The sequence below is a fragment of the Nocardia rosealba genome (genome assembly GCF_020216065.1).
In the GTDB taxonomy this organism is placed as follows: Bacteria; Actinomycetota; Actinomycetes; order Mycobacteriales; family Mycobacteriaceae; genus Nocardia; species Nocardia rosealba.
The window spans coordinates 1-20,003 of the sequence record NZ_JAIWNA010000010.1 but is presented as its reverse complement, the minus strand read 5'-3'; the positions used below and the strand labels follow the sequence as shown (position 1 = coordinate 20,003).

Annotated in this window: 19 protein-coding genes and 1 pseudogene; 10 read left to right on the top strand and 10 right to left on the bottom strand. The window is 69.3% G+C overall.

The window, feature by feature from the left end; translation table 11 throughout:
• The first annotated feature begins 17 nt into the window (after window positions 1-17).
• Complete coding sequence (hutU, locus tag LDL21_RS27305) at window positions 18-1,694, top strand: urocanate hydratase (RefSeq protein ID WP_225282338.1); 1,677 nt, start codon at window positions 18-20, stop codon at window positions 1,692-1,694.
• Between the two features lie 243 nt (window positions 1,695-1,937).
• On the opposite strand, the gene hutH is transcribed toward hutU, so the two are convergent.
• Entirely contained in the window at window positions 1,938-3,506 is a 1,569-nt protein-coding gene (gene hutH / locus LDL21_RS27300) for a histidine ammonia-lyase (RefSeq protein WP_225282337.1), read from the bottom strand.
• Between the two features lie 41 nt (window positions 3,507-3,547).
• Window positions 3,548-4,945: an amino acid permease gene (locus tag LDL21_RS27295; protein ID WP_225282336.1), complete on the bottom strand. Its 1,398-nt coding sequence runs from the start codon at window positions 4,943-4,945 to the stop codon at window positions 3,548-3,550.
• Window positions 4,946-5,166: 221 nt separating this feature from the next.
• Here LDL21_RS27295 and hutI point away from each other — a divergent pair, with 221 nt between their 5' ends.
• Together hutI and hutG are read left to right on the top strand one after the other, a co-directional pair.
• Complete coding sequence (hutI, locus tag LDL21_RS27290; protein ID WP_225282335.1) at window positions 5,167-6,339, top strand: imidazolonepropionase; 1,173 nt, start codon at window positions 5,167-5,169, stop codon at window positions 6,337-6,339.
• A 10-nt stretch (window positions 6,340-6,349) separates the two neighbouring features.
• Window positions 6,350-7,261: a formimidoylglutamase gene (gene hutG / locus LDL21_RS27285; protein WP_225282334.1), complete on the top strand. Its 912-nt coding sequence runs from the start codon at window positions 6,350-6,352 to the stop codon at window positions 7,259-7,261.
• On the opposite strand, the gene LDL21_RS27280 is transcribed toward hutG, so the two are convergent.
• Genes LDL21_RS27280 through LDL21_RS27270 form a run of 3 tightly spaced genes read right to left on the bottom strand, consistent with a single transcriptional unit; the run spans window position 7,252 to window position 9,311 of the window.
• Window positions 7,252-8,535 (bottom strand): ArsB/NhaD family transporter, encoded by a 1,284-nt coding sequence (locus tag LDL21_RS27280; protein WP_225282333.1) that lies wholly within the window; start codon window positions 8,533-8,535, stop codon window positions 7,252-7,254. The two genes, hutG and LDL21_RS27280, sit on opposite strands and share 10 nt — an antisense overlap.
• A 12-nt stretch (window positions 8,536-8,547) precedes the next feature.
• A complete protein-coding gene (locus tag LDL21_RS27275) occupies window positions 8,548-9,006 on the bottom strand; it encodes a CBS domain-containing protein (protein WP_225282332.1) in 459 nt (152 codons plus the stop codon).
• 29 nt (window positions 9,007-9,035) lie between these two features.
• A complete protein-coding gene (locus LDL21_RS27270; RefSeq protein ID WP_225282331.1) occupies window positions 9,036-9,311 on the bottom strand; it encodes a cation:proton antiporter regulatory subunit in 276 nt (91 codons plus the stop codon).
• A 179-nt stretch (window positions 9,312-9,490) separates the two neighbouring features.
• On the opposite strand from LDL21_RS27270, the gene LDL21_RS27265 reads away from it, so the two are divergent.
• Together LDL21_RS27265 and LDL21_RS27260 are read left to right on the top strand one after the other, a co-directional pair.
• On the top strand, window positions 9,491-10,507 hold the full coding sequence (locus LDL21_RS27265) for a sensor histidine kinase (protein ID WP_225282330.1): 1,017 nt from the start codon (window positions 9,491-9,493) through the stop codon (window positions 10,505-10,507).
• On the top strand, window positions 10,504-11,157 hold the full coding sequence (locus LDL21_RS27260; RefSeq protein ID WP_225282329.1) for a response regulator: 654 nt from the start codon (window positions 10,504-10,506) through the stop codon (window positions 11,155-11,157). Before LDL21_RS27265 ends, LDL21_RS27260 begins: the two co-directional genes overlap by 4 nt.
• A 7-nt stretch (window positions 11,158-11,164) precedes the next feature.
• Here LDL21_RS27260 and LDL21_RS27255 read toward each other — a convergent pair whose 3' ends face one another.
• From LDL21_RS27255 to LDL21_RS27245, 3 genes are read right to left on the bottom strand one after another with little or no spacing between them, the layout of a single operon-like run.
• Complete coding sequence (locus LDL21_RS27255) at window positions 11,165-12,358, bottom strand: cation:proton antiporter (RefSeq protein ID WP_157104744.1); 1,194 nt, start codon at window positions 12,356-12,358, stop codon at window positions 11,165-11,167.
• 10 nt (window positions 12,359-12,368) lie between these two features.
• Complete coding sequence (locus LDL21_RS27250; RefSeq protein ID WP_067491996.1) at window positions 12,369-12,851, bottom strand: cation:proton antiporter regulatory subunit; 483 nt, start codon at window positions 12,849-12,851, stop codon at window positions 12,369-12,371.
• 60 nt (window positions 12,852-12,911) lie between these two features.
• Window positions 12,912-13,391, bottom strand: a complete 480-nt coding sequence (locus tag LDL21_RS27245; RefSeq protein WP_181699134.1) for a cation:proton antiporter regulatory subunit — start codon at window positions 13,389-13,391, stop codon at window positions 12,912-12,914.
• Between the two features lie 263 nt (window positions 13,392-13,654).
• Here LDL21_RS27245 and LDL21_RS27240 point away from each other — a divergent pair, with 263 nt between their 5' ends.
• Window positions 13,655-13,990: an STAS domain-containing protein gene (locus LDL21_RS27240; protein WP_181699136.1), complete on the top strand. Its 336-nt coding sequence runs from the start codon at window positions 13,655-13,657 to the stop codon at window positions 13,988-13,990.
• Window positions 13,991-14,063: 73 nt separating this feature from the next.
• Here LDL21_RS27240 and LDL21_RS27235 read toward each other — a convergent pair whose 3' ends face one another.
• Entirely contained in the window at window positions 14,064-15,101 is a 1,038-nt protein-coding gene (locus LDL21_RS27235; RefSeq protein ID WP_067491994.1) for an LLM class F420-dependent oxidoreductase, read from the bottom strand.
• Window positions 15,102-15,227: 126 nt separating this feature from the next.
• Here LDL21_RS27235 and LDL21_RS27230 point away from each other — a divergent pair, with 126 nt between their 5' ends.
• The 3 genes and pseudogenes from LDL21_RS27230 to LDL21_RS27220 all read left to right on the top strand — a co-directional run bounded on the left by LDL21_RS27230 (window position 15,228) and on the right by LDL21_RS27220 (window position 17,926).
• A complete protein-coding gene (locus tag LDL21_RS27230) occupies window positions 15,228-15,887 on the top strand; it encodes a cyclodeaminase/cyclohydrolase family protein (protein WP_225282328.1) in 660 nt (219 codons plus the stop codon).
• Window positions 15,888-16,090: 203 nt separating this feature from the next.
• A pseudogene (locus LDL21_RS27225) lies at window positions 16,091-16,501 on the top strand (L,D-transpeptidase); the annotation flags it as partial.
• Between the two features lie 111 nt (window positions 16,502-16,612).
• Window positions 16,613-17,926, top strand: coding sequence for a DUF8176 domain-containing protein (locus tag LDL21_RS27220; protein WP_225282327.1), 1,314 nt, complete (start codon window positions 16,613-16,615; stop codon window positions 17,924-17,926).
• A gap of 13 nt (window positions 17,927-17,939) precedes the next feature.
• Here the strand turns inward: LDL21_RS27220 and LDL21_RS27215 are convergent, their stop codons facing one another.
• Window positions 17,940-18,791: a bifunctional 5,10-methylenetetrahydrofolate dehydrogenase/5,10-methenyltetrahydrofolate cyclohydrolase gene (locus LDL21_RS27215; RefSeq protein ID WP_225282326.1), complete on the bottom strand. Its 852-nt coding sequence runs from the start codon at window positions 18,789-18,791 to the stop codon at window positions 17,940-17,942.
• 164 nt (window positions 18,792-18,955) lie between these two features.
• On the opposite strand from LDL21_RS27215, the gene LDL21_RS27210 reads away from it, so the two are divergent.
• Window positions 18,956-19,828 carry a YdcF family protein gene (locus tag LDL21_RS27210; RefSeq protein ID WP_225282325.1) on the top strand — a complete coding sequence of 291 codons (873 nt, stop codon included), beginning with the start codon at window positions 18,956-18,958 and terminating at the stop codon, window positions 19,826-19,828.
• The last annotated feature ends 175 nt before the right edge of the window (window positions 19,829-20,003 follow it).

The following is a 20,003-nucleotide window of genomic DNA, read 5'->3' as shown; positions in this document are numbered from 1 at the left end:
TTTCGAGGAGTGAACACATGACCGACGACACCGCGCCCGCCGCAGGTCCGCGCCCCGTCCGTGCCCCGCGCGGTCCCCAGCTGCACACCAAGGGGTGGCAGCAGGAGGGCGCCCTGCGGATGCTGATGAACAATCTCGACCCCGAGGTCGCCGAACGCCCCGACGATCTGGTCGTCTACGGCGGTACCGGGCGCGCGGCCCGCAGCTGGGCGGCCTACGACGCCATCGTGCGGTCCCTGGAAACCCTCGAGTCCGACGAAACACTGCTCGTGCAATCGGGGAAACCGGTCGGCGTATTCCGCACCAATGAATGGTCGCCGCGGGTGTTGCTGGCGAATTCGAATCTGGTCGGCGACTGGGCCAACTGGGAGAAGTTCCGCGAACTCGAACAGGCGGGCCTGATGATGTACGGGCAGATGACCGCCGGTTCGTGGATCTATATCGGTAGCCAGGGCATTCTGCAGGGCACGTACGAAACTTTCGGTGCCGTGGCGCGTAAACGTTTCGGCGGGTCGCTGGCCGGCACGATCACGCTCACCGCGGGCGTCGGCGGAATGGGCGGGGCCCAGCCACTCGCGGTGACGATGAACGCCGGCGTGGCCCTGTGTGTCGATGTCGACCCGGCCCGCATCGATCGCCGCATCGCGCACGGCTACCTCGACACCAAGGCCGACTCGCTCCAGCAGGCACTGGATCTGGCCGTCGCCGCGCGCGACGAGCGCAGGCCGCTGTCGATCGGTCTGGTCGGCAATGCCGCCGAGGTGTTCCCGGCGCTGCTCGCCATGGACGCGCCGATCGATGTGGTGACCGACCAGACCTCCGCGCACGACCCGCTGTCCTACTTGCCGATCGGGGTCGCGCTCGAGGACTGGCACACCATGGCCGAGAAGGATCCCGGGTGGTTCACCACCGAGGCGCAGGCATCGATGGCCAAGCATGTCGAGGCCATGGTCGGGTTCATGGACAAGGGTGCCGAGGTGTTCGACTACGGCAACTCGATCCGTGACGAGGCCCGCAAGGGCGGCTACGACCGGGCCTTCGCGTTCCCCGGTTTCGTACCCGCCTATATCCGGCCGCTGTTCGAGGAGGGCCTCGGCCCGTTCCGCTGGGCGGCCCTCTCGGGTGACCCGGCCGATATCGCCGCCACCGACCGCGCGATTCTCGAACTGTTCCCCGAGAACGAGCATCTGAAGCGCTGGATCACCATGGCGGGTGAGAAGGTGAAGTTCGAGGGCCTGCCCGCCCGTATCTGCTGGCTCGGGTACGGCGAACGGCACCGCGCCGGACTGCGTTTCAACGAGATGGTGGCCTCGGGCGAGCTGTCGGCGCCGCTGGCGATCGGACGCGACCACCTCGATTCCGGGTCGGTCGCCTCGCCCTACCGCGAGACCGAATCCATGGCCGACGGCTCGGACGCCGTAGCCGACTGGCCCCTGCTCAACGCCTTGCTCAATACGGCATCGGGCGCCTCGTGGGTGTCGATCCACCACGGCGGCGGTGTCGGCATGGGCCGGTCCATCCACGCGGGCCAGGTGTGTATCGCCGACGGCACGCCCCTGGCCGCGCAGAAGCTGGAGCGGGTACTCACCAATGATCCCGGCATGGGCGTGATCCGTCACGTGGACGCGGGCTACGAGCACGCGGCCGAGGTCGCCCGGGAACGCGGTGTGCGAATCCCGATGCAGGAGAGCTGATATCGCTTCCTTCGGCGCCGGGTGTGAAAGCACCCGGCGCCGAATCGTGTCCCGGGTATTTTCGCGACGGATGCCCGCGGGATCACCTGGGTGAGTCGCGGCCCCTACACCTCCCGCAAGTGCGACGGCCCCGGTCGGCGGCTTTCACCACGCGGAGTCAGGGGAGCCACGACGAAACGGCCCCAGGTGGCGGGAACCACCTGGGGCCGAGTCGGTTACAGCGGCGCGGTCAGTGCAGCCGGGTCAATCCAGCAGGCCGACAACGGATTCCGCGGCCGCCAGCAGCGCGCCGGACGCGGCCAGATTCACCGCCGCCTCGATTTCGGGCGCGAGGTGACGGTCGGGGCCGGGACCGGGGACGCGGGTCCGCAGGGCATCGCGCACCGCTGCGGTGGCGGGCGACGGTGTGAGCGGCGCACGCAGGTCGAGGGCGCGGGCCGCGGTGAGCGCCTCGATGGCCAGCACGCGGGTGAGGCCGTCGATGGCACGGCGCAGTTTGCGGGCGGCCGACCAGCCCATGGACACGTGGTCCTCCTGCATGGCCGAGGACGGGATCGAGTCGACCGATGCGGGCGCGGCGAGGCGCTTGAGCTCGGAGACGAGCGCGGCCTGGGTGTACTGGGCGATCATGTGGCCGCTGTCGACACCGGGGTCGTCGGCGAGGAACGGCGGCAGCCCGTGGTTGCGCGCCTTGTCGAGGAAACGGTCGGTGCGACGCTCGCTGATACTGGCCACGTCGGCGACGACGATGGCGAGGAAGTCGAGCACGTACGCCACGGGGGCGCCGTGGAAATTGCCGTTGGACTCGACGCGGCCGTCCAGGGTGACCACCGGATTGTCGACGGCGCTGGCCAGTTCGTACCCCGCGACCCGCTCCGCGTGGGAGAGGGTGTCGCGGGCGCCACCGGCCACCTGCGGTGCACAGCGCAGCGAGTAGGCGTCCTGCACCACGGTGCAGTCGGGGGTGGCATGACTGGCGACGATCGCCGAATCGGCCAGCAGCCGGGTCATGTTCGCGGCGGCGACCGCCTGGCCCGGCTGCGGGCGCAGCGCCTGCAGGTCGGCGGCGAACACCTTGTCGGTACCGAGCAGGCCTTCGACGCTCATGGCGGCGGTGACATCGGCCAGCCGCAGCAGCGCGCGCAGATCGTGACAGGCGAGCAGCAACATCCCGAGCATGCCGTCGGTGCCGTTGATGAGGGCGAGCCCCTCCTTCTCCGCCAGCTCCACCGGTGCGATCCCGGCGGCGGCGAGCGCCTGGGCGGCGGGCATCGCAGTACCGCTCGCGTCGCGGACCGTGCCCTCCCCGATGACGGCGAGGGCCACATGGGCCAGCGGTGCGAGATCACCGGAGCAGCCGAGGCTGCCGTATTCGTGAACCACCGGTGTGATTCCCGCCGACAGCAGCGCGGCGTAGGTCTCGGCGACCACCGGGCGCACCCCGGTGCGGCCGGTGGCCAGCGTCGAGAGACGGAGCAGCATGAGGGCGCGCACGACCTCCCGCTCCACTTCGGCCCCAGATCCGGCGGCATGCGACCGGATGAGGCTGCGCTGCAATTGCTTACGTGACTCCTGCGGGATGTGTCGCACGGCGAGCGCGCCGAACCCGGTCGACACCCCGTACACCGGTCGCGGGTCGGCGGCCAGCGCCTCGATGCGTTCCCGGCTTTCGCCCATGGCGGCCAGCGCCTCCTCGGCCAGCCGCACCGCGGCGCCCTCCCGTGCCACCCGCACCACGTCGGCGGGTGACACCGGACCGGTGCCGACGACGACCGGTTCCAGCGTGACCGACCGGTTCGAGTCGATACCCACGATATTTCTCCATTCCGAATAAGCGTGCAGGACAAGCAACTTCAGGCGACGTCGGCCGGTACGGCCACCGGTTCGGGTTCGGCGGTCGCCGGCCGCACCCACAGGCGGTAGGCGATACCGAGCAGCGCGAGCCACACCACGCCGACCACGAGGGCCACCCGGCTGTCGGCGTCGAAGGCGATCACCCCGATCACGAACACCAGGAACGCGATGGTGATCAGCTGGCCGTAGGGCCACAGCGGCACCGGGAACTTCAGTGCGGCGACCTGTTCGGGGCTCATCCCGCGCCGCGAGCGCAGGTGCGCGAGCAGGATCATCAGCCAGACGAAGATGGTGGCGAAGGTGGCGATCGAGGCGATCACCAGGAACACCTTGTCGGGGATCAGGTAGTTCAGCAGCACGCCCACCAGCAGGGTGACGGTCATGATGACCACCGTCATCCACGGCACCCCGTTGCGCGAGACCCGCTTCATCGCCGCGGGCGCCTGGCCGCGCTGGGCCATGCCGTACATCATCCGGCCCGCACCGAAGATGTCGCTGTTGACCGCCGACAGCGCGGCCGTGATGACCACGACGTTGAGCACCGCCGCGGCAGGTCCGAGGCCGAGGCTCTGGAAAATCTGTACGAACGGGCTGCCCTCGTCGCCGATGGTGCGCCAGGAGTCGATCGCCATGATCACCGCGAGGGTGAGCACGTAGAACACGATGATGCGCACGGGCACGGTGTTGATCGCGCGCGGGATGGTGCGCTGCGGGTTCTCGGCCTCGCCCGCGGTGATACCGATGATCTCGGTACCGCCGAAGGCGAACATCACGATGGCGAAGCAGGCGATGAAGCCGCCGATTCCGGTGGCGAAGAAGCCGCCGTCGGTCCACAGGTTCTGCACGCCCGCGCTGGTGTCGTGGAGGCCGAAGCCGAAGATCAGCACGGCGATACCGCCGGCGATCATCGCCACGATGGCAACGATCTTCACCAGGCTGAACCAGAACTCCACCTCACCGAAGACCTTCACGCTGAGCAGGTTGATCGCGCCGATGAAGAAGATGACCGAGAGCACCCAGATCCAGCGTGGCACGTCCGGGTACCAGAACCCCATGTACACACCGAACGCGGTGACGTCGGCCAGGCACACGATGAGCATTTCGAAGGTGTAGGTCCAGCCGGTGAAAAAGCCCGCGAGCGGTCCGAGGTGCTGGCTGGCGTATTCACCGAACGAGCCCGCGACCGGGTTGCTCACCGCCATCTCGCCCAGCGCGCGCAGCACGAGGAACACGGCGGCGCCGCCGATCAGATACGCCAGCAGCACCGAGGGACCGGCCCGGTGGATCGCCTCGGCGGACCCGTAGAACAGGCCGGTGCCGATGGCCGAGCCGAGCGCGATGAAACGGATGTGGCGGGCGGTGAGGCCGCGGGTGAGCGCGGCGGCGGGCTTGTTCAAACCATTCTCCCGGGATCGGAAAGGGCGCAGGGTCGCCGGTGATGCCCGGTCTCTTCGCCTGTGGGGCCGGTCACAACGACCCTACATGTATATGCCTGTCTATACAGCCATGTCAATGGCCAGTTATCGTCTGGCACCGTAGCGCTTGACTACCCTGTATATACAGGCATATACATAGCAGACGTGATCCACCGCACAGCCCGCCACCAGGAGGACAACCCGTGCCAACCACCGTGCTGCGCGATATCGGCACCCTCGTCACCAACGACCCGGCCCTCGGGGACGGCCCGCTCGGATTGCGCCGCCACGCGGCCGTCGTCTTCGACGACGCGCAGGTGGTGTGGGTGGGTGACAGCGCCGACGCCCCCGCCGCCGATCAGGCGGTCGACCTCGACGGTCGTGCGGTGCTGCCCGGTTTCGTCGAATCGCATTCGCACCTGGTCTTCGCCGGTGACCGCTCCGAGGAGTTCGCCGCACGCATGTCCGGCCGCCCCTACGGCGCGGGCGGCATCCGCACGACGATCGCGGCGACGCGCGCGGCGACCGACGAGCAACTCGATGCGACTGTGCGGCGTCTGCTCGCCGAGTCGCTGCGGGCGGGCAGCACGACGGTCGAGATCAAGAGCGGCTACGGGCAGACCGTGGACGACGAATGGCGCAGCGTGCGCATCGCGGGTCGCCACACCGACGAGGTGACCCTGCTGGCCGCGCATGTTCCGCCACCCGAATACGCCAGGCGCGCGGACGATTACGTGGCCATGGTGTGCGCGGAGATGATCCCGCGCTGCGCGCCCGAGGCCCGGTGGATCGATGTGTTCTGCGAGCAGGGCGCCTTCGACCGGGACCAGTCGCATGCCGTGCTCAGCGCCGGCATCGCGCACGGGTTGGTGCCGCGGGTGCACGGCAATCAGCTGCACCAGGGGCCGGGCGTGCAGCTCGCCGTCGAACTCGGGGCCGCGTCGGTCGATCACGTCGCCCATGTCAGTGGTGCCGATATCGACGCGCTCGCGAACAGCGACACCGTGGCGACGCTGCTGCCCAGCGCCGACTTCTGCACGCGCAACAGCTATCCCGATGCGCGCGCGCTGCTCGACGCCGGGGTCACCGTGGCCCTCGGCGCCGACTGCAACCCGGGTACGAGCTACACCACCAGCCTGCCGTTCTGTATCGCCTTGGCCGTGCGTGAGCTGCACATGACGCCGGACGAGGCGGTCTGGGCGGCGACCGCGGGTGGGGCGAAAGCGTTGCGGCGCGACGATATCGGCGCCCTCTCCCCTGGCAGGCGGGCCGACGCCGTCGCGTTGGACGCGCCGTCACATCTGCATCTGGCCTACCGTCCCGGCGTTCCGCTCGTGCGCCAGGTGTGGCGCGGCGGCGTGCTCGCATCGAACTGAGGTGTCCCCCATGACTTCCTGGACCGGCCGCGTCGACGGCACGTCACCAGAGCATCTGCGCTGGCATCAGGCCGTCGCACCCTATGAACCCGGCGCCGACCCCGGCGCGTGCGTGTTCGTCGGCTTCGCCAGCGACGAAGGCGTGCGCCGCAACAAGGGACGGCCGGGCGCCGCCGACGGACCCGACGCCCTGCGCCGCGCGCTGTCGCCGATGGCACTGCCCGGCCCACTGCGCGCGTTCGACGCGGGCACGATCGCGGTCACCGATCAGCGGCTAGAGGACGGCCAGCGCCGGCTCGGCGACACCGTCACCGCGCTGCTGGACGCGGGTGCCTTCCCGATCGTCCTCGGGGGCGGGCACGAGGTCGCCTTCGGCACCTACCTCGGCCTCGCAGGCGCCGAGCGCGCCAGGGACGCCACCATCGGAATCCTGAACCTCGACGCACATTTCGATCTGCGCCCCGATCCGGTACCGAGCTCGGGAACCCCGTTCCGGCAGATCCTCGAATCCGGCGACGACGTGCGGTACGCGGTGCTCGGGATCAGCCAGCCGGCCAACACGACGATCCTGTTCGACACGGCCGAACGGTTCGGCGTGCGTTATCTGCTCGACGACGACTGCACCGCCGAGCGTGCGCGAGCCTTCGTCGCGGACTTCCTCGCCGGCATCGACCTGCTGTACCTCACCATCGACCTCGACGTCCTGCCCGCCGCGGTAGCGCCGGGTGTCAGCGCGCCCGCCGCGTTCGGTGTCGCGCTGCCCATCGTGCAGGCCGTCTGCGACCAGGCCGCCGCGAGCGGCAAACTCGTGGTCGCCGATGTCGCCGAACTCAACCCGGCTCTCGACATCGACAACCGCACCGCCCGCACCGCCGCCCGACTCCTGCACCGCCTCGTCACCCGGCACGTCCCTCAGAAGTAGCGCACACCGACGTAGACCCAGGCGACGACGCAGCTGAACACAGTCACGACCGGACCGTATTTCGTGAACTGCCAGAAGCTGATTCGCTGGCCTGCCCGGGCGGCGATACCGAGCGCGACGACATTCGCGCTCGCCGCGACCGCCGTGCCGTTGCCGCCGAAGTCGGCGCCGAGCGCGAACGCCCACCACAGCGACCGGGCGGTCTCGGGGTCGGGAGCGTCCGCCACGATGCCCTCCACGACCGGTGCCATGGTCGCCGTGTAGGGGATGTTGTCCACGAACGCGCCGAGCAGCGCGGAGCCGAAGACGAGTGCGGTGGCGGCGAGGAAATAGTCGTCACCCACCCAGGTGCTCGCCGCAGCGCCGACCGCGGCGATCACCCCGGTGTGCACCAGGCCTGCGACCATCACGAACAGGCCCATGAAGAACACCAGCGTCGGCCATTCCACTTCGTGCAGGGCATCCCCGATGTCGAGCCCGGACACCAGCACCATCACCCCCGCACCCACCAGTGCGATCACCGACGGAGCCACGTGCACCACACTGTGCAGGCAGAACCCGGCCACCACCGCGGCCAGCACGATCAGCGACCGCACGAGCAGTTTCGGGTCGCGGATCGCGCGCCGCTCCCGCAGGGCGAGCACGGCCTCGACCGAGTCCGGGTCGGTACGCAGCGCCGAACGGAACAACACCCGCGTGAACAGCACGAACAGCGCGAAGACCAGCACCACGATCGGGGCCATGTGCACCAGGAAGTCGTTGAAGCTCAGGCCCGCCCGGCTGGCGATGATGATGTTGGGTGGGTCGCCGATCAGCGTCGCCGCGCCACCGATGTTCGCGGCGAGCACCTCCGCGATCAGGAAGGGCTGCGCGCCGAGGCCGAGCCTGCGGCACACCACCAGCGTCACCGGGGCGATCAGCATGATGATGGTGACATTGTCGAGGAAAGGTGAGGCCACGGCGGTGATCAGCATGAGCATCACCATCAGCCGGTAAGGGTTGCCGCGCGAACGTTTCGCCGACCAGATCGCCAGGTAATCGAACAGACCCGTCTGCTTGACGACGCCGACGATGATCATCATGCCGAGCAGCAGGAAGATGACATTCCAGTCGATGCCCGCGTGCGGTGAGAAGAACACCTGCTCGCCGGGGATCAGCCCGAGGACCGCCATCAGGCCGGCGGCGATCAGCACGGTCTTCACCTTGTCGACACGCTCCGTGGCGATGAAGAAGAACGCCACCACGAAGATGGTCACGGCGAGGACGGCGGCCATCGTCGGCGCCGATCAGTCGCCGGGGCCGGCGAGGGCGAGGCTGGTCAACAGCCGTTCGAGCGTGATCGCCCCGCACAGGGTGCGGGCCCGGTCGACAACCGCGATGAGCGGACTGTGCTTGCGCGCCATCAGGATCGCGATCTCGAGCAAGGTGGCATCGGGGGTCACGGTGGCCGGTCGCGGTGCGCCGTCGGCCAGGCAGTCGCCGACGGTGAGGCTGCCGGGTTCCTGCCAGAACAGGTCGGCGTGCACCTCGTCGATGGTGCGGACCAGGGTGGTGTCGTCCTGATACGACGCCGGGATGGCCAGGCGCAGCACCTGGGTGCCGGGCAATACGGCCACCGGCCGGTCCTCGGCGTCGACCACGACCAGACCGGGCAAACGGTCGACGACCATCACCCGCACCGCGCGGGCCACCGGGTCGGTGGTGCGGACAGTCGGCAGGTTCATCGCGATATCGCGTGCGCGCATGGCTCGGCTCCGGGGTGATTCGACGGTGCTCACGACTCGGCCCGCTGTCCGGCGAGCCGCTCGACCCGCTGCTCGAGCCGGCGAAGCCGATCGGCGAGGGGGCTGGTGTGCATCAGCTCGGCCACGTGGTCGGCTTCCTCGGGTTCGAGCGCGAGGTCGACGCTCGGCTCGTCACTGCCCGGGGCGTACACGAGCAGCCTGCGCCCGCCTGCCGACTCGGTGAGCAGTGCGAAGTCGATGCCGCGACCGGTGCGGAAATGGTGCAGCACCCCGGTTCCGGGGATCGTCGTCCTGTCGGTATCCATCCGGGCGGTCCTTCCCCTGACACGGTCGAATGCGTGCGGATTCGAGTCTGGTGCGCGCGCGGGGCGGCGACCATCGGCGCCGGCACCCATTTCCGGCACCCGTCCGGCGGTCGTGCGCACGCGCGGATGGGTGTCACACCCGATGGACAGCGGCCGGGCGCGTCAGCATGCTGGAAGCTATGAAGCGTCTCGCGAGGGTGCGAGCAGGACGGGAGCAGCGCACGCCGGTGACGGCGCTGTTCTGGCGGATCTGCCTGCTCAACGGTGTGGTGTTCACGCTCGGCACGCTGATCCTCGCGCTCTCTCCCGCCACCGTGTCGGCCCGGCTGCGCTTGACCGAGGTGCCGGTGTTGGTGATCGGTCTCGCGGTGATCCTCACCGCCAACGCGCTGGCGTTGCGTACCAGCCTGGCGCCCCTCGACGAACTGGTCACGGCCATGCGCCGCGTCGACCCGCCACGACGCGCGGTGCGTTTCGACCGGCGCGCCAGTGGGGACTTCCACCGGCTGATCGAGACCTTCAACGCGATGCTCGACCGGCTCGAGGCCGAGCGATCGGCGGCCGGAGCCACGGCGCTCGCGGCACAGGAAGGTGAGCGTCAGCGGATCGCCCGCGAACTGCACGACGAGATCGGCCAGAGCCTGACCGTGGCGTTGTTGCGGCTGAAACGGGTCGTGGACCGCGCGCCGGAGGAATTGCGGCACGAGGTGACCGATGCGCAGGAAACGGTGCGCGGATGTCTCGACGAGGTGCGCGGTATCGCGTCACGATTGCGGCCCGACGTGCTCGACGACCTCGGGCTGCACAGTGCCGTCACCGCGCTGTGCCACGAATTCACCCGCAGCGCGGGCATTTCCGTGCACCGCGAGGTCGACCCGGCGATCAGCAGGCTCGACCCGGCGGTCGAACTCGTCTGCTACCGCATCGCCCAGGAGAGCCTGACCAACGTACTGCGCCACTCGGGTGCCGACCAGGTGAGTCTGCGGCTGGCCGGCCACGCCGACTCCGTGGTGCTTCGCGTGCGCGACAACGGGTGTGGCGGGGTGATCACCGAGGGCGCCGGAATCCGGGGGATGCGCGAACGCGCCATGCTCGTCGACGCGACGCTCACCATCACCACATCCGAAGACACCGGCACCACCGTGGAGCTTGTTGTCCCGGTTCACCGCGCCGCACACGTCGGAGAACCGGTATGAGCGCCCCCACCCGGATCCTGCTGGCCGACGACCACGCCTTGGTGCGCAGCGGGCTACGGCTGATCCTCGACAACGAACCCGACCTCACCGTGGTCGCCGAGGCGGCCAACGGCTACGACGCGGTGACCGCCCTGTCCGGCGGAACCGTCGACCTGGTGATCCTCGATATCGCGATGCCGAGGATGACCGGCATCCAGGCGGCGCGCGAGATCACCCGCGCGCATCCGGGCGTCCGCATGTTGATGCTGTCGATGTACGACAACGAGCAGTACTTCTTCGAGTCCCTCAAGGCGGGCGCCTCCGGGTACGTGCTCAAATCGGTCGCCGACCGCGACCTGATCGAGGCCTGCCGGGCGACGATGCGTGGCGAGTCGTTCCTGTACCCGGGCGCGGTCACCGCCCTGGTCCGCGACTATCTGCACCTGGCCCGCCAGGGTGGACGGCTGCCCGAGACCATTCTGACCGCCCGCGAAGAGGAGGTGCTCAAGCTGATCGCCGAAGGGTATTCGGCGCGGGAGGTGGCGGCCGAACTGGTCATCAGTGTGAAGACCGTCGACCGCCACCGCGCCAATATCCTGCAGAAACTCGGCCTGCGTGACCGGCTCGACCTGACCCGCTACGCGATCCGCTCAGGTCTGATCGAGCCGTGAGCCCCGATCATTCCGCGTTCGGGTCGATGCGCACCTTCGACTTGCGCCCGACCGTCGCCCGGACCACCGGTTCGACCACGCGTGCCGCGATCGGCCCCATCACGGCCATCAGCAGCACGTATGTGGTGGCCAGGGCGGCGAAGCTGTCGGGTACCGCGCCCGCGGCGACGGCGAGGCCGGCGATGACGATCGAGAACTCGCCGCGCGCGACCAGGGCAGCACCCGCGCGAGCCCGGCCCAGCTGGGAGGCGCCGGCCCGCTTGGCCGCCCACCAGCCGGTGTACAGCTTCGTCACCGTGGTGACCACGACCAGCAGGACCGCCCAGCCGAGGACCGGCGGAATGGTCGCCGGATCGGTGCTCAAGCCGAACAGCACGAAGAACATGGCGGCGAACAGGTCGCGCAGGGGTTCGAGAATCTTGGTCGCCTCGTGCGCGGTCGCCCCCGAGATCGCGATGCCGAGCAGGAACGCGCCGACCGCCGCCGACACCTGCACCGCCGAGGCGACACCGGCCACCAGCAGCGCCGAACCGAGCAGTTTGAGCAGGAAGATCTCGCGGTCCTCGCTGGCCACGATCGCCGACACGTACCGGCCGTACTTCAGCGCGACGATGAGCACCAGCGTCACCGCGACCAGCGCGATACCGACGGTGGTGAGCCCGGCCATGAAGCCGACACCCGCCAGCACGGCGGTGAGCACCGGCAGGTAGATCGCCATCGCCAGGTCCTCGAACACCAGGATCGACAGCACCACCGGTGTCTCGCGGTTACCGAGCCTGCCCAGGTCGTTGAGCACCTTGGCGACGATCCCCGAGGAGGAGATGTAGGTGACGCCCGCCATCGCGATGGCACCGGTCGGTCCGAGTCCCAGCCACAGCGCGACGATCACGCCCGGCGTGGCATTGAGGACCAGGTCGAGCAGACCGGCGATCCACGACTTGCGCATGCCGGTGACCAATTCACCTGCGGTGTACTCCAAGCCGAGCAGCAACAGCAGCAGCACCACACCGATCTCGCTGGCGATGTGGATGAACTCCTCCACCTCGTGCAGCTCGATCAGCCCACCGGTGCCGAAGAGCAGACCCCCGAGCAGATAGAGCGGAATGGGTGAGAGGCCGATGCGGCCCGCGATGCGCCCGAGCACACCCAATCCGAAGAACACAGCCCCCAGCTGGATCAGCGCCAGCGTTGTTCCACTGATCTGCACGGGCTCAGCCGTCGGAGAGGATCGAAGCGGCAGCGTCGAGCCCGGCGGTCGTACCGACGATGACGACCATGTCGCCCCCGAGGAAACCGAACTCCGGTCCGGGCGAGGGGTGGACCTGACCGGCGCGCAGCACCGCGACGATGGAGGCCAGTGTCCGGGTCCGCATCTCCGTCTCGCCGAGGCGGCGGCCCGCGTAGGGCGAATCGGGCAGCACCGGCAGCGAACGGGTGCTCACACCGTCGAGATCGCGGTGTTCCTCCTGCAGTTGCGCGACGAGTCGCGGGGCACCGAGCAGGCTGGCGAGCGTGCGCGCTTCGCCGTCGGAGAGCGGGACCTGCACGGTGGTGTCGGGGTCGTCGATCTTGGTGAAGATCAGATCGGTGCCACCGTCGCGGTGGTCGACGACGCCGATGCGCCGAGCCACCTTGGTCAGCGAGAACTCTTTCCTGACACCGATTCCGGGCAGGGATGTGACTTCAACATTCATGGGATCACCTAACCTCAGCTAGGCGATACCTTACCTTCTCTTTACTATCGACACGGCCCGTCAGCCCGCGTCGAGCAATTTTCCGGCAGCCTCGAGGCCCTTGCCGGTGCCCACGACCACCACCAGGTCACCGGCGACGAAGATGAAATCGGTTCCCGGCGAAGGGGTCACCTCCCCCGCGCGGACCACCGCGACCACCGAGGCCTTGGTGCGGGTGCGCATGGCGGTGTCGCGCAGTGGACGCCCGTCGAACGGGCTGCCGCGATCGATGGCGAACTGCCTGGTCGACAGATCGTCGACACCGAGGGAGTCGGCCTTCTTCTGCACCACCTGCGGTGCACCGAGCAACCCCGCCAGGACACTGATCTCGGTGCTGGACAACGGAATCGAGGTCTTGGTCTCGGCGTCACCGGCACGGGACACGACCAGATCGACAGTGCCGTCACGGTGTTCGATCACGCCGATCCGGCGGCGGGCCTCCGCCAGCGGAAAGTCCTTGCACACGCCGATTCCCGGTAACGGCGTCACATCGATGTTCACGCCCACACAGTACGACGACCGCGCCCGTCGGTGCGGCCGCCCCCGCGTGGCGGCCGCGACGATGTCCGTCCGCCGTCGATCGTGACGCACCGCACGCCGCCGTTTCCGCCGGATCGATGGCGGTCACGACCGGGGCGCGGGCACCCGGCGGCGCACCGGTGCGGCAACAGCGATCGGCGCAACGGCTTGCGTATTCGGGCGAAGTTGTGTGTTGTTGATCGGTGACCAACACACCCGGAGACGCTTATCCACTCACGGACACGATGACCACCACGACGGCGGTACACGACGGCGTCACGGTCCTGACGGTGACCGGTGAGGTCGACCTGGCGACCGCGCCCGCCCTCGACGCCGCCATCGAGGCCATCCTCGCCGACAAGCCCGCGACCCTGGTGATCGACCTGACCGCGGTCGGGTTCCTCGCCTCGGCGGGCATGGCCACGCTGGTCGCGGCGCATCAACGCGCGGGCGAGGACACCGCCATCGCCGTGGTCGCCGACGGGCCGGCTACCAGCCGTCAGCTGAAGATGACCAGCCTCGACCAGGTGTTCGCCATGCACACCACCCTCGCCGACGCCCTGGCATCGCTGCGGTCGTGACCGCGTAGTCCACCGACGCCGACGCGCCGCATCCCGGAGTTGTCCGTGCTGCGGCGCGTCGCGTTGTGGTGGGTCAGCAGAGGCCGCGCAGCTGCTCGATCAGCTTGATCCGGCCCGCCGCGTTCTCGGCGATCGGGGTGACGTTGAGCGTGGTGACACCGGCCTCGGCGAACGCGGCGATGCGGTCCTTGACGAAGCCCTCTGGCCCGATCAGCGACACATCGCGCACCAGGTCGTCGGGCACCGCGGCCGCGGCGGCCTGCTTGTCGCCGGCCAGGTACAGCTCCTGGATGCGATCGGCGGCCTCGCCGTAGCCGTACTTGGTGGCCAGGGTGTGGTAGAAGTTCTTGCCCTTGGCGCCCATGCCGCCGATGTAGAGCGCCAGGTGCGGCTTGACGAACTCCAGCAGCGGCGTGACGTTCTCGCCGATCGCCAGCGCGGGGCCCGCGTACACCTCGAGGTCGCCCAGCGACGGATCGCGCTTGGCCTTGCCCGCGGCCAGCGCGTCACCCCAGACATCGTTCGCCTTCTCCGGCAGGAAGAAGATCGGCTGCCAACCCTCGGCGAGTTCGGCGGCCAGCTCAACGTTCTTGGGGCCGAGCGCGGCCAACAGCACCGGAATGTTCTCGCGCACCGGATGATTGATGAGCTTGAGCTCTTTGCCCAGGCCGGTGCCCCGGTCGGCGGGCAGCGGGATCTGGTAGTACTTGCCCTGGTAGTTGAGCTTCTCGCGGCGCCACACCTTGCGGCAGATCTCGATCAGTTCGCGGGTGCGCCCGATCGGGGCGTCGTAGGGCACGCCGTGGAAGCCCTCGATCACCTGCGGACCGGACGCGCCGATGCCGAGGATGAACCGGCCGTCGGAGACGAAGTCCAGGCCCGCCGCCGTCATCGCGGTGAGGCTGGGGGTCCGGGTGTAGAGCTGCAGGATGCCCGAGGCCAGCTGCACCCGCTCGGTGCGCGCGGCCAGGAAGCCAAGCGCGCTCACCGCGTCGAACGAGTACGCCTCCGGCACGAAGACGACGTCGAGACCGGCCCGCTCCAGGTCGGCGACCTCGGCCGCCACCTCCTTGAAACCGCCCGAGTAGTTGATGCTCAATCCGATCCGCATGCACCCAACATAGACCCGGCCCACCCGGGCACCCCGACCGGTCGGTCCGTGCCTACATTCGCTGGTCGGGCAGGGTGCGCGGTAGCGTTGAGAGTGAAGCACTCCCCGTCGAAAGGCCACCACGTCGTGTCGCAGCCCACCGTGTCACCGCAGCAGACCGCACCCTCCTTCGGTGACGTGACCCTGGAGCACTATCTGTCGGAGCTGGCCGCCAAGGTGCCCGCTCCCGGCGGTGGCGCGGTGGCCGCACTGCACGTCGCCCAGGCCGCGGCACTGGTCGCGATGGTCGCTCGCTACACCACCCGGACCAAGGACACCGAGAACCGGCCGGTGATCGACCGGATCATCGAGGCCGCCGACGCCGCCCGCGCCCGCTCGCTGGCGCTGGCCGATGCCGACGCGGCCGCGTTCACCGCCGTCGGCGCCGCCTACAAGCTGCCCAAGGACACCGACGATCAGGTCGCCGAGCGCACCGCCGCGATCAATGCCGCCCTCGTCGAGGCCGCCCGGGTGCCCGCCGCCGTGGTCGACGAGGCCGACGAGATCCTTTCCCTCGCAGGGGAACTGCTGCCGATCGGCAACCCGAACGTGGTCACCGACATCGGGGCCGCCGCCGACGCCGCCCGCGCCGCCGCGCAGAGTTCGCAGCTCAATATCGAGATCAATGTGGCATCGCTGCCCGCCGCGCTGGGTGACGATTTCGCAGCGGCACTGGTGCGGGTGGAGACCATCGCCGCACGCGCCGACGCCCTGCACGCCCAGGTCTTGCACGTCGTGCGCGGCTGAGCACAAGCCGACACTCCGATCGACCCGTAGGCCGTTACCACTTCGAGAGGTCCAGTTGATCATGGACGCCTAGACTCGGGAGACGCCTACGAGTGACCGAAGGGGTGGCGTTTATGAGAAACGCACTTCGTTTTCTGTTCGTCGCGATCATGGCGGCACTACTGGCCGCGTCCTGGTCGGGAGCCGCGTCCGCGGACCTGATCGGGGACCAGCGCACCCAGTACGGTGGCGGAACCTATGCCGAAGCGGACCTGTCCAACCACACCTTCACGGTGACCGCGAACGGCGAGACACGCGTGATGCCCGCCTCCATGGGCAAACCCGGTTTTGAGACGCCCACCGGCACCTTCAGTGTGCTGGAGAAGGATCGGGCGGTGGTGTTCGATTCGCGCACCATCGGTATCCCGCTCGACGACCCGGAGGGCTACATCATCGACGGTGAGTACGCCGTGCGCCTGACCTGGGGTGGCGTGATGGTGCACTCGGCACCGTGGTCGGTGGACTCGCAGGGTAACGCCAACGTGAGCCACGGCTGCATCAATCTCTCGCCCGAGAACGCCGCCTGGTACTACGAGAACGTCGGCATCGGCGACCAGGTCTATATCCACTGGTGACGCGCTCGTCGCCCGCGCATTCGGCGAACACGGCGTCAGGGCAGTATCGTGCCCGTAATGAAATCGTTGCGGGACATTCCCTGACGGCGGATGCCTGATGAAGGTGGGGCGATGGATCGACCGGAAGCGCGCAGACCGATCGGGGCTCGACAGCAGGACCCGGGATCGGCTGGTGTTCCGCTCCGAGGTGCCCTGCCACGGCGCCGCAGCCGCGAGGCAGGCACCTCGGGAACCGGTGCCCGGCACCGGATAGAGGGTGGGCCGACCACGCCCGCGGGTATCCCGGTCGTCTCGCTGTCGGCTCCGGTGCCCGTGCGCGACGCCTTTGCCACCGATAGGCTCCCGATCGTGGGTGGGCCGATGGATCCCGGTGCGGGACAGGTAGATACGCCGTTCATCTTGCCGAACAACGGGCCCGATACCGACAAGCTGCCCATCGTCGGCGCCGGCTCCCCCGCGCCGGAACCGGCTGACGCGCAGGGCGAATGGGAGTCGTCCACTTCGGCCCGATCGGCATCGACGTGGCCCGCGTCGTCGTGGTTCGACTCGGCTCGACCGGAAACCGCTCGGCCGGAAGCAACCCGGCCGGAATCGGAGCGACCCGAATCGGCCCTCGAACCCGGGCGACATCGATCGGCTCGACCGGGATCGACTCCACAGGAATCGACATGGTCCGGATCGGCTCGGCCCGCGCCGGAATCGGCCTGGACCGAACCGGCGGCGCCCACGCCGGTCCGGCAGGAAGCGGCGACAGCACCGACCGAAGCGCCCGCTGCCCCGGCGCGCACGGGAGACGGCTGGGCGGATCGGTACACGGCGGAGTGGGAGCCGCGTCCGGCACCGGACTACAACGGTGACGACGAGGTCTTCGCGCGGATGATCGACCGGTCCAAGCGCAGGCGCACACCCCGGTGGGTGGCTCCGCTCGCCGCCTCGGTGGCCGGGGCGGTTCTCATCGGCGTCGGGTACTTCCAATTCGGTGGTCCAGCACCGGCTTCCACGTCGGCGAGCACCACGCTGTCCACCGTCGCCGCGCCCGCACCCGCCGTCGGGCACTGCCCGTCCGAACAGGTCGGCAGCCTCGTGCGCGGCAACGGTCCCGGCGGAACCGACAGCGGAGTATCGGCCATCATGGCCTTCCAGCACGCCTACTATGTCGCGCGGTCCGGCGATCAGGCGCGCACGCTGGTGGCCGGTGACGCCGCACTGCCCACGGGCGCGCAGATCCAGTCGGGCATCGACACCATTCCGGTCGGCACCACGCACTGCCTCGACATCACGCCGGGCGCGTTCGCCGGACAGTACTTCGTGACGATCACCGAGTACCGGCCCGACGAGGTACCGATCGTCTACAACCCGCAGCTGGTCGGCACGACCAAGGTGGGCGCCAAAACGCTGATCACCTCGATCGGGCCGGTCCGCTAGCTCCGGAAAGTGTTCAGGCCCTTGCCTTCTCGGCCGCGACCACCACGTGCCGCATGAGCAGCGCGGTGGTCACCGGACCGACGCCACCGGGCACGGGGCTCAGGGCGGCGGCCTTGCCGTCGACCGAGGCGGCGTCGACGTCGCCGACGATGCCACCGTCGGCGGCCTCGTTGGTGCCCACGTCGATCACCACGGCGCCCTCACGGATGTGCTTGCCGGTGACCAGGCCGATCCGGCCCGCGGCCGCGACCACGATGTCGGCGGCGGTGGTGACGGCGGCGAGGTCCGTGGTGCGCGAGTGCGCGACCGTGACGGTGGCGTTCTCGGCGAGCAGCAGCTGCGCGAGCGGCTTGCCGACGATATTGGAGCGGCCGACCACGGTGACGAGCTTGCCCTGCAACGCGATCGAGTGATGCTTCAGCAGCTCCACGACCGCCTCGGAGGTGGCGGGGACGAATCCGTCGAGGCCGGAGGCGAGCAGACCGAGTGACAGCGGGCTCACACCGTCGACGTCCTTGCTCGCGGCGATAGCGGAGCTCACGTCGTCGAGGCCGACGCCGGCGGGCAGCGGGGTCTGCAGCATGATCGCGTCGGTGGCTGGGTCGACGCTGCGGGCATCGAGTTCCGCACGGATCTGCTCGGCGGTCGCGTCGGCGCCCAGATCGATCTTCTCGCAGGCGATGCCGAGCCGTTCGGCGGCCTTGCGCAGGGAGTTCACGTACCAGGCACTGGCCGGGTCGTCGTTGGCGACGACCAGCGCCAACGTGGGCGCGGTGCCCGCGTCGGTGAGCGCGGCGGCGCGCTGTTTCGAGTCGGCGTTGATGGCGGCGGCGAGTTCCTTGCCGGTCAGCGAAGCGGTATCCACGGTTGGTCAGCCTATCGGCCACCGGGTGCACCCCGAAGCGCCGGGCCGCGACGCGCCTGCCGACGGCGGGTTACCCGGACCGGACCGTCACGGGTCATAGGGTGTCCGGCAGCTCTGCCATCAGCTCTGCCCGCATGTACGCCACCCGGAAGGTCGCGACTGTCGTGAAGATCTCGAGGCAATGGAAACAGCTCGCCGCAGCGGTCGCCGCGGTCGCGGCGGTCACGAGTGCCACGGTCGGCCCCGCCGCCGCCGAAGCGGACGTGACAGCCCTCTACAACTCGGCTCAGCGGCATTTCACCGACGGCGACCTCGACGCCGGGCGCGCCGACCTGCGCGCCCTCATCAGCGCCGACCCCGGTGATGCCGAAGCTCTTGCCCTACACGCCATCTGGTCGCATCACGCCGGCGACGCGGCGGCGGTGAACGAGGCGATGCAGCGGTTGGGCAGTCTCGATCCCGCGATGGCGGCGGGGACGCAGCGGGTGCTGCACGCGGTGACCGCCGCGGTGTCGACGCTGCCCAATCCGCTCCCCTCCCTCATCGGTCCCCAGACCGGCATCGTCGTGCTCGGGTACGGTCTGCTGCCCGACGGTGCGCTGCGCCCGGAACTGGAGAACCGGCTCACGGCCGCCTGGTTGCAGGCCGTCGCGGCGCCGTTCTCGCCGGTCGTCGTCACCGGCGGCAACCCGCAGAACGGGATCTCCGAGGCCGAGGCGATGCGGCGGTGGTTGATCGGGCGTGGGTTGCCCGCCGATCGGATCCATGTCGAGGACCGGGCCGGGTCGACGGTGCAGAACGCACTGTTCAGTACGAAGCTGCTGCGCGATCTCGGCGCGAACAGTGCGGTGGTGGTGACCTCGCCCAACCATATCCGGCGGGCGGTCGCGGACTTCATTGTCGCGGGGACGAATGTGGTGGGGGCTATGACGTCGTTGGAGCAGTTGGTCTCGCAGCTGCCGCCGCCTGATCGTGGTGCTCAGCGGGGGATCTATCTCGACGCGACGCGGACGTTCGAGCTCGACAGTTCGCGCTGACAGGCTGATAGAGGCGTACGAAACCACCTCGGTGTTTTGTGCACCACAGGGGTATTGGGCTGTGTTTTTGGAGCGCTGGCGCGCTCGAGCGCGGCCCCTGAGGGGCCGGGGGGGGGGGGGGGGGGGGGGGGGGGGGGGGGGGGGGGGGGGGGGGGGGGGGGGGGGGGGGGGGGGG

Bases quoted from the DNA above. Each gene is read 5' to 3' on its own strand.
- LDL21_RS27235 (WP_067491994.1), bottom strand. From the start codon at position 15,101: ATGCGGATCGGATTGAGCATCAACTACTCGGGCGGTTTCAAGGAGGTG.
- LDL21_RS27250 (WP_067491996.1), bottom strand. From the start codon at position 12,851: ATGAATGTTGAAGTCACATCCCTGCCCGGAATCGGTGTCAGGAAAGAG.
- LDL21_RS27220 (WP_225282327.1), top strand. From the start codon at position 16,613: ATGGATCGACCGGAAGCGCGCAGACCGATCGGGGCTCGACAGCAGGAC.
- LDL21_RS27270 (WP_225282331.1), bottom strand. From the start codon at position 9,311: ATGGATACCGACAGGACGACGATCCCCGGAACCGGGGTGCTGCACCAT.
- LDL21_RS27260 (WP_225282329.1), top strand. From the start codon at position 10,504: ATGAGCGCCCCCACCCGGATCCTGCTGGCCGACGACCACGCCTTGGTG.
- LDL21_RS27240 (WP_181699136.1), top strand. From the start codon at position 13,655: ATGACCACCACGACGGCGGTACACGACGGCGTCACGGTCCTGACGGTG.
- hutU (WP_225282338.1), top strand. From the start codon at position 18: ATGACCGACGACACCGCGCCCGCCGCAGGTCCGCGCCCCGTCCGTGCC.
- LDL21_RS27265 (WP_225282330.1), top strand. From the start codon at position 9,491: ATGAAGCGTCTCGCGAGGGTGCGAGCAGGACGGGAGCAGCGCACGCCG.
- LDL21_RS27280 (WP_225282333.1), bottom strand. From the start codon at position 8,535: ATGGCCGCCGTCCTCGCCGTGACCATCTTCGTGGTGGCGTTCTTCTTC.
- hutG (WP_225282334.1), top strand. From the start codon at position 6,350: ATGACTTCCTGGACCGGCCGCGTCGACGGCACGTCACCAGAGCATCTG.
- LDL21_RS27275 (WP_225282332.1), bottom strand. From the start codon at position 9,006: ATGCGCGCACGCGATATCGCGATGAACCTGCCGACTGTCCGCACCACC.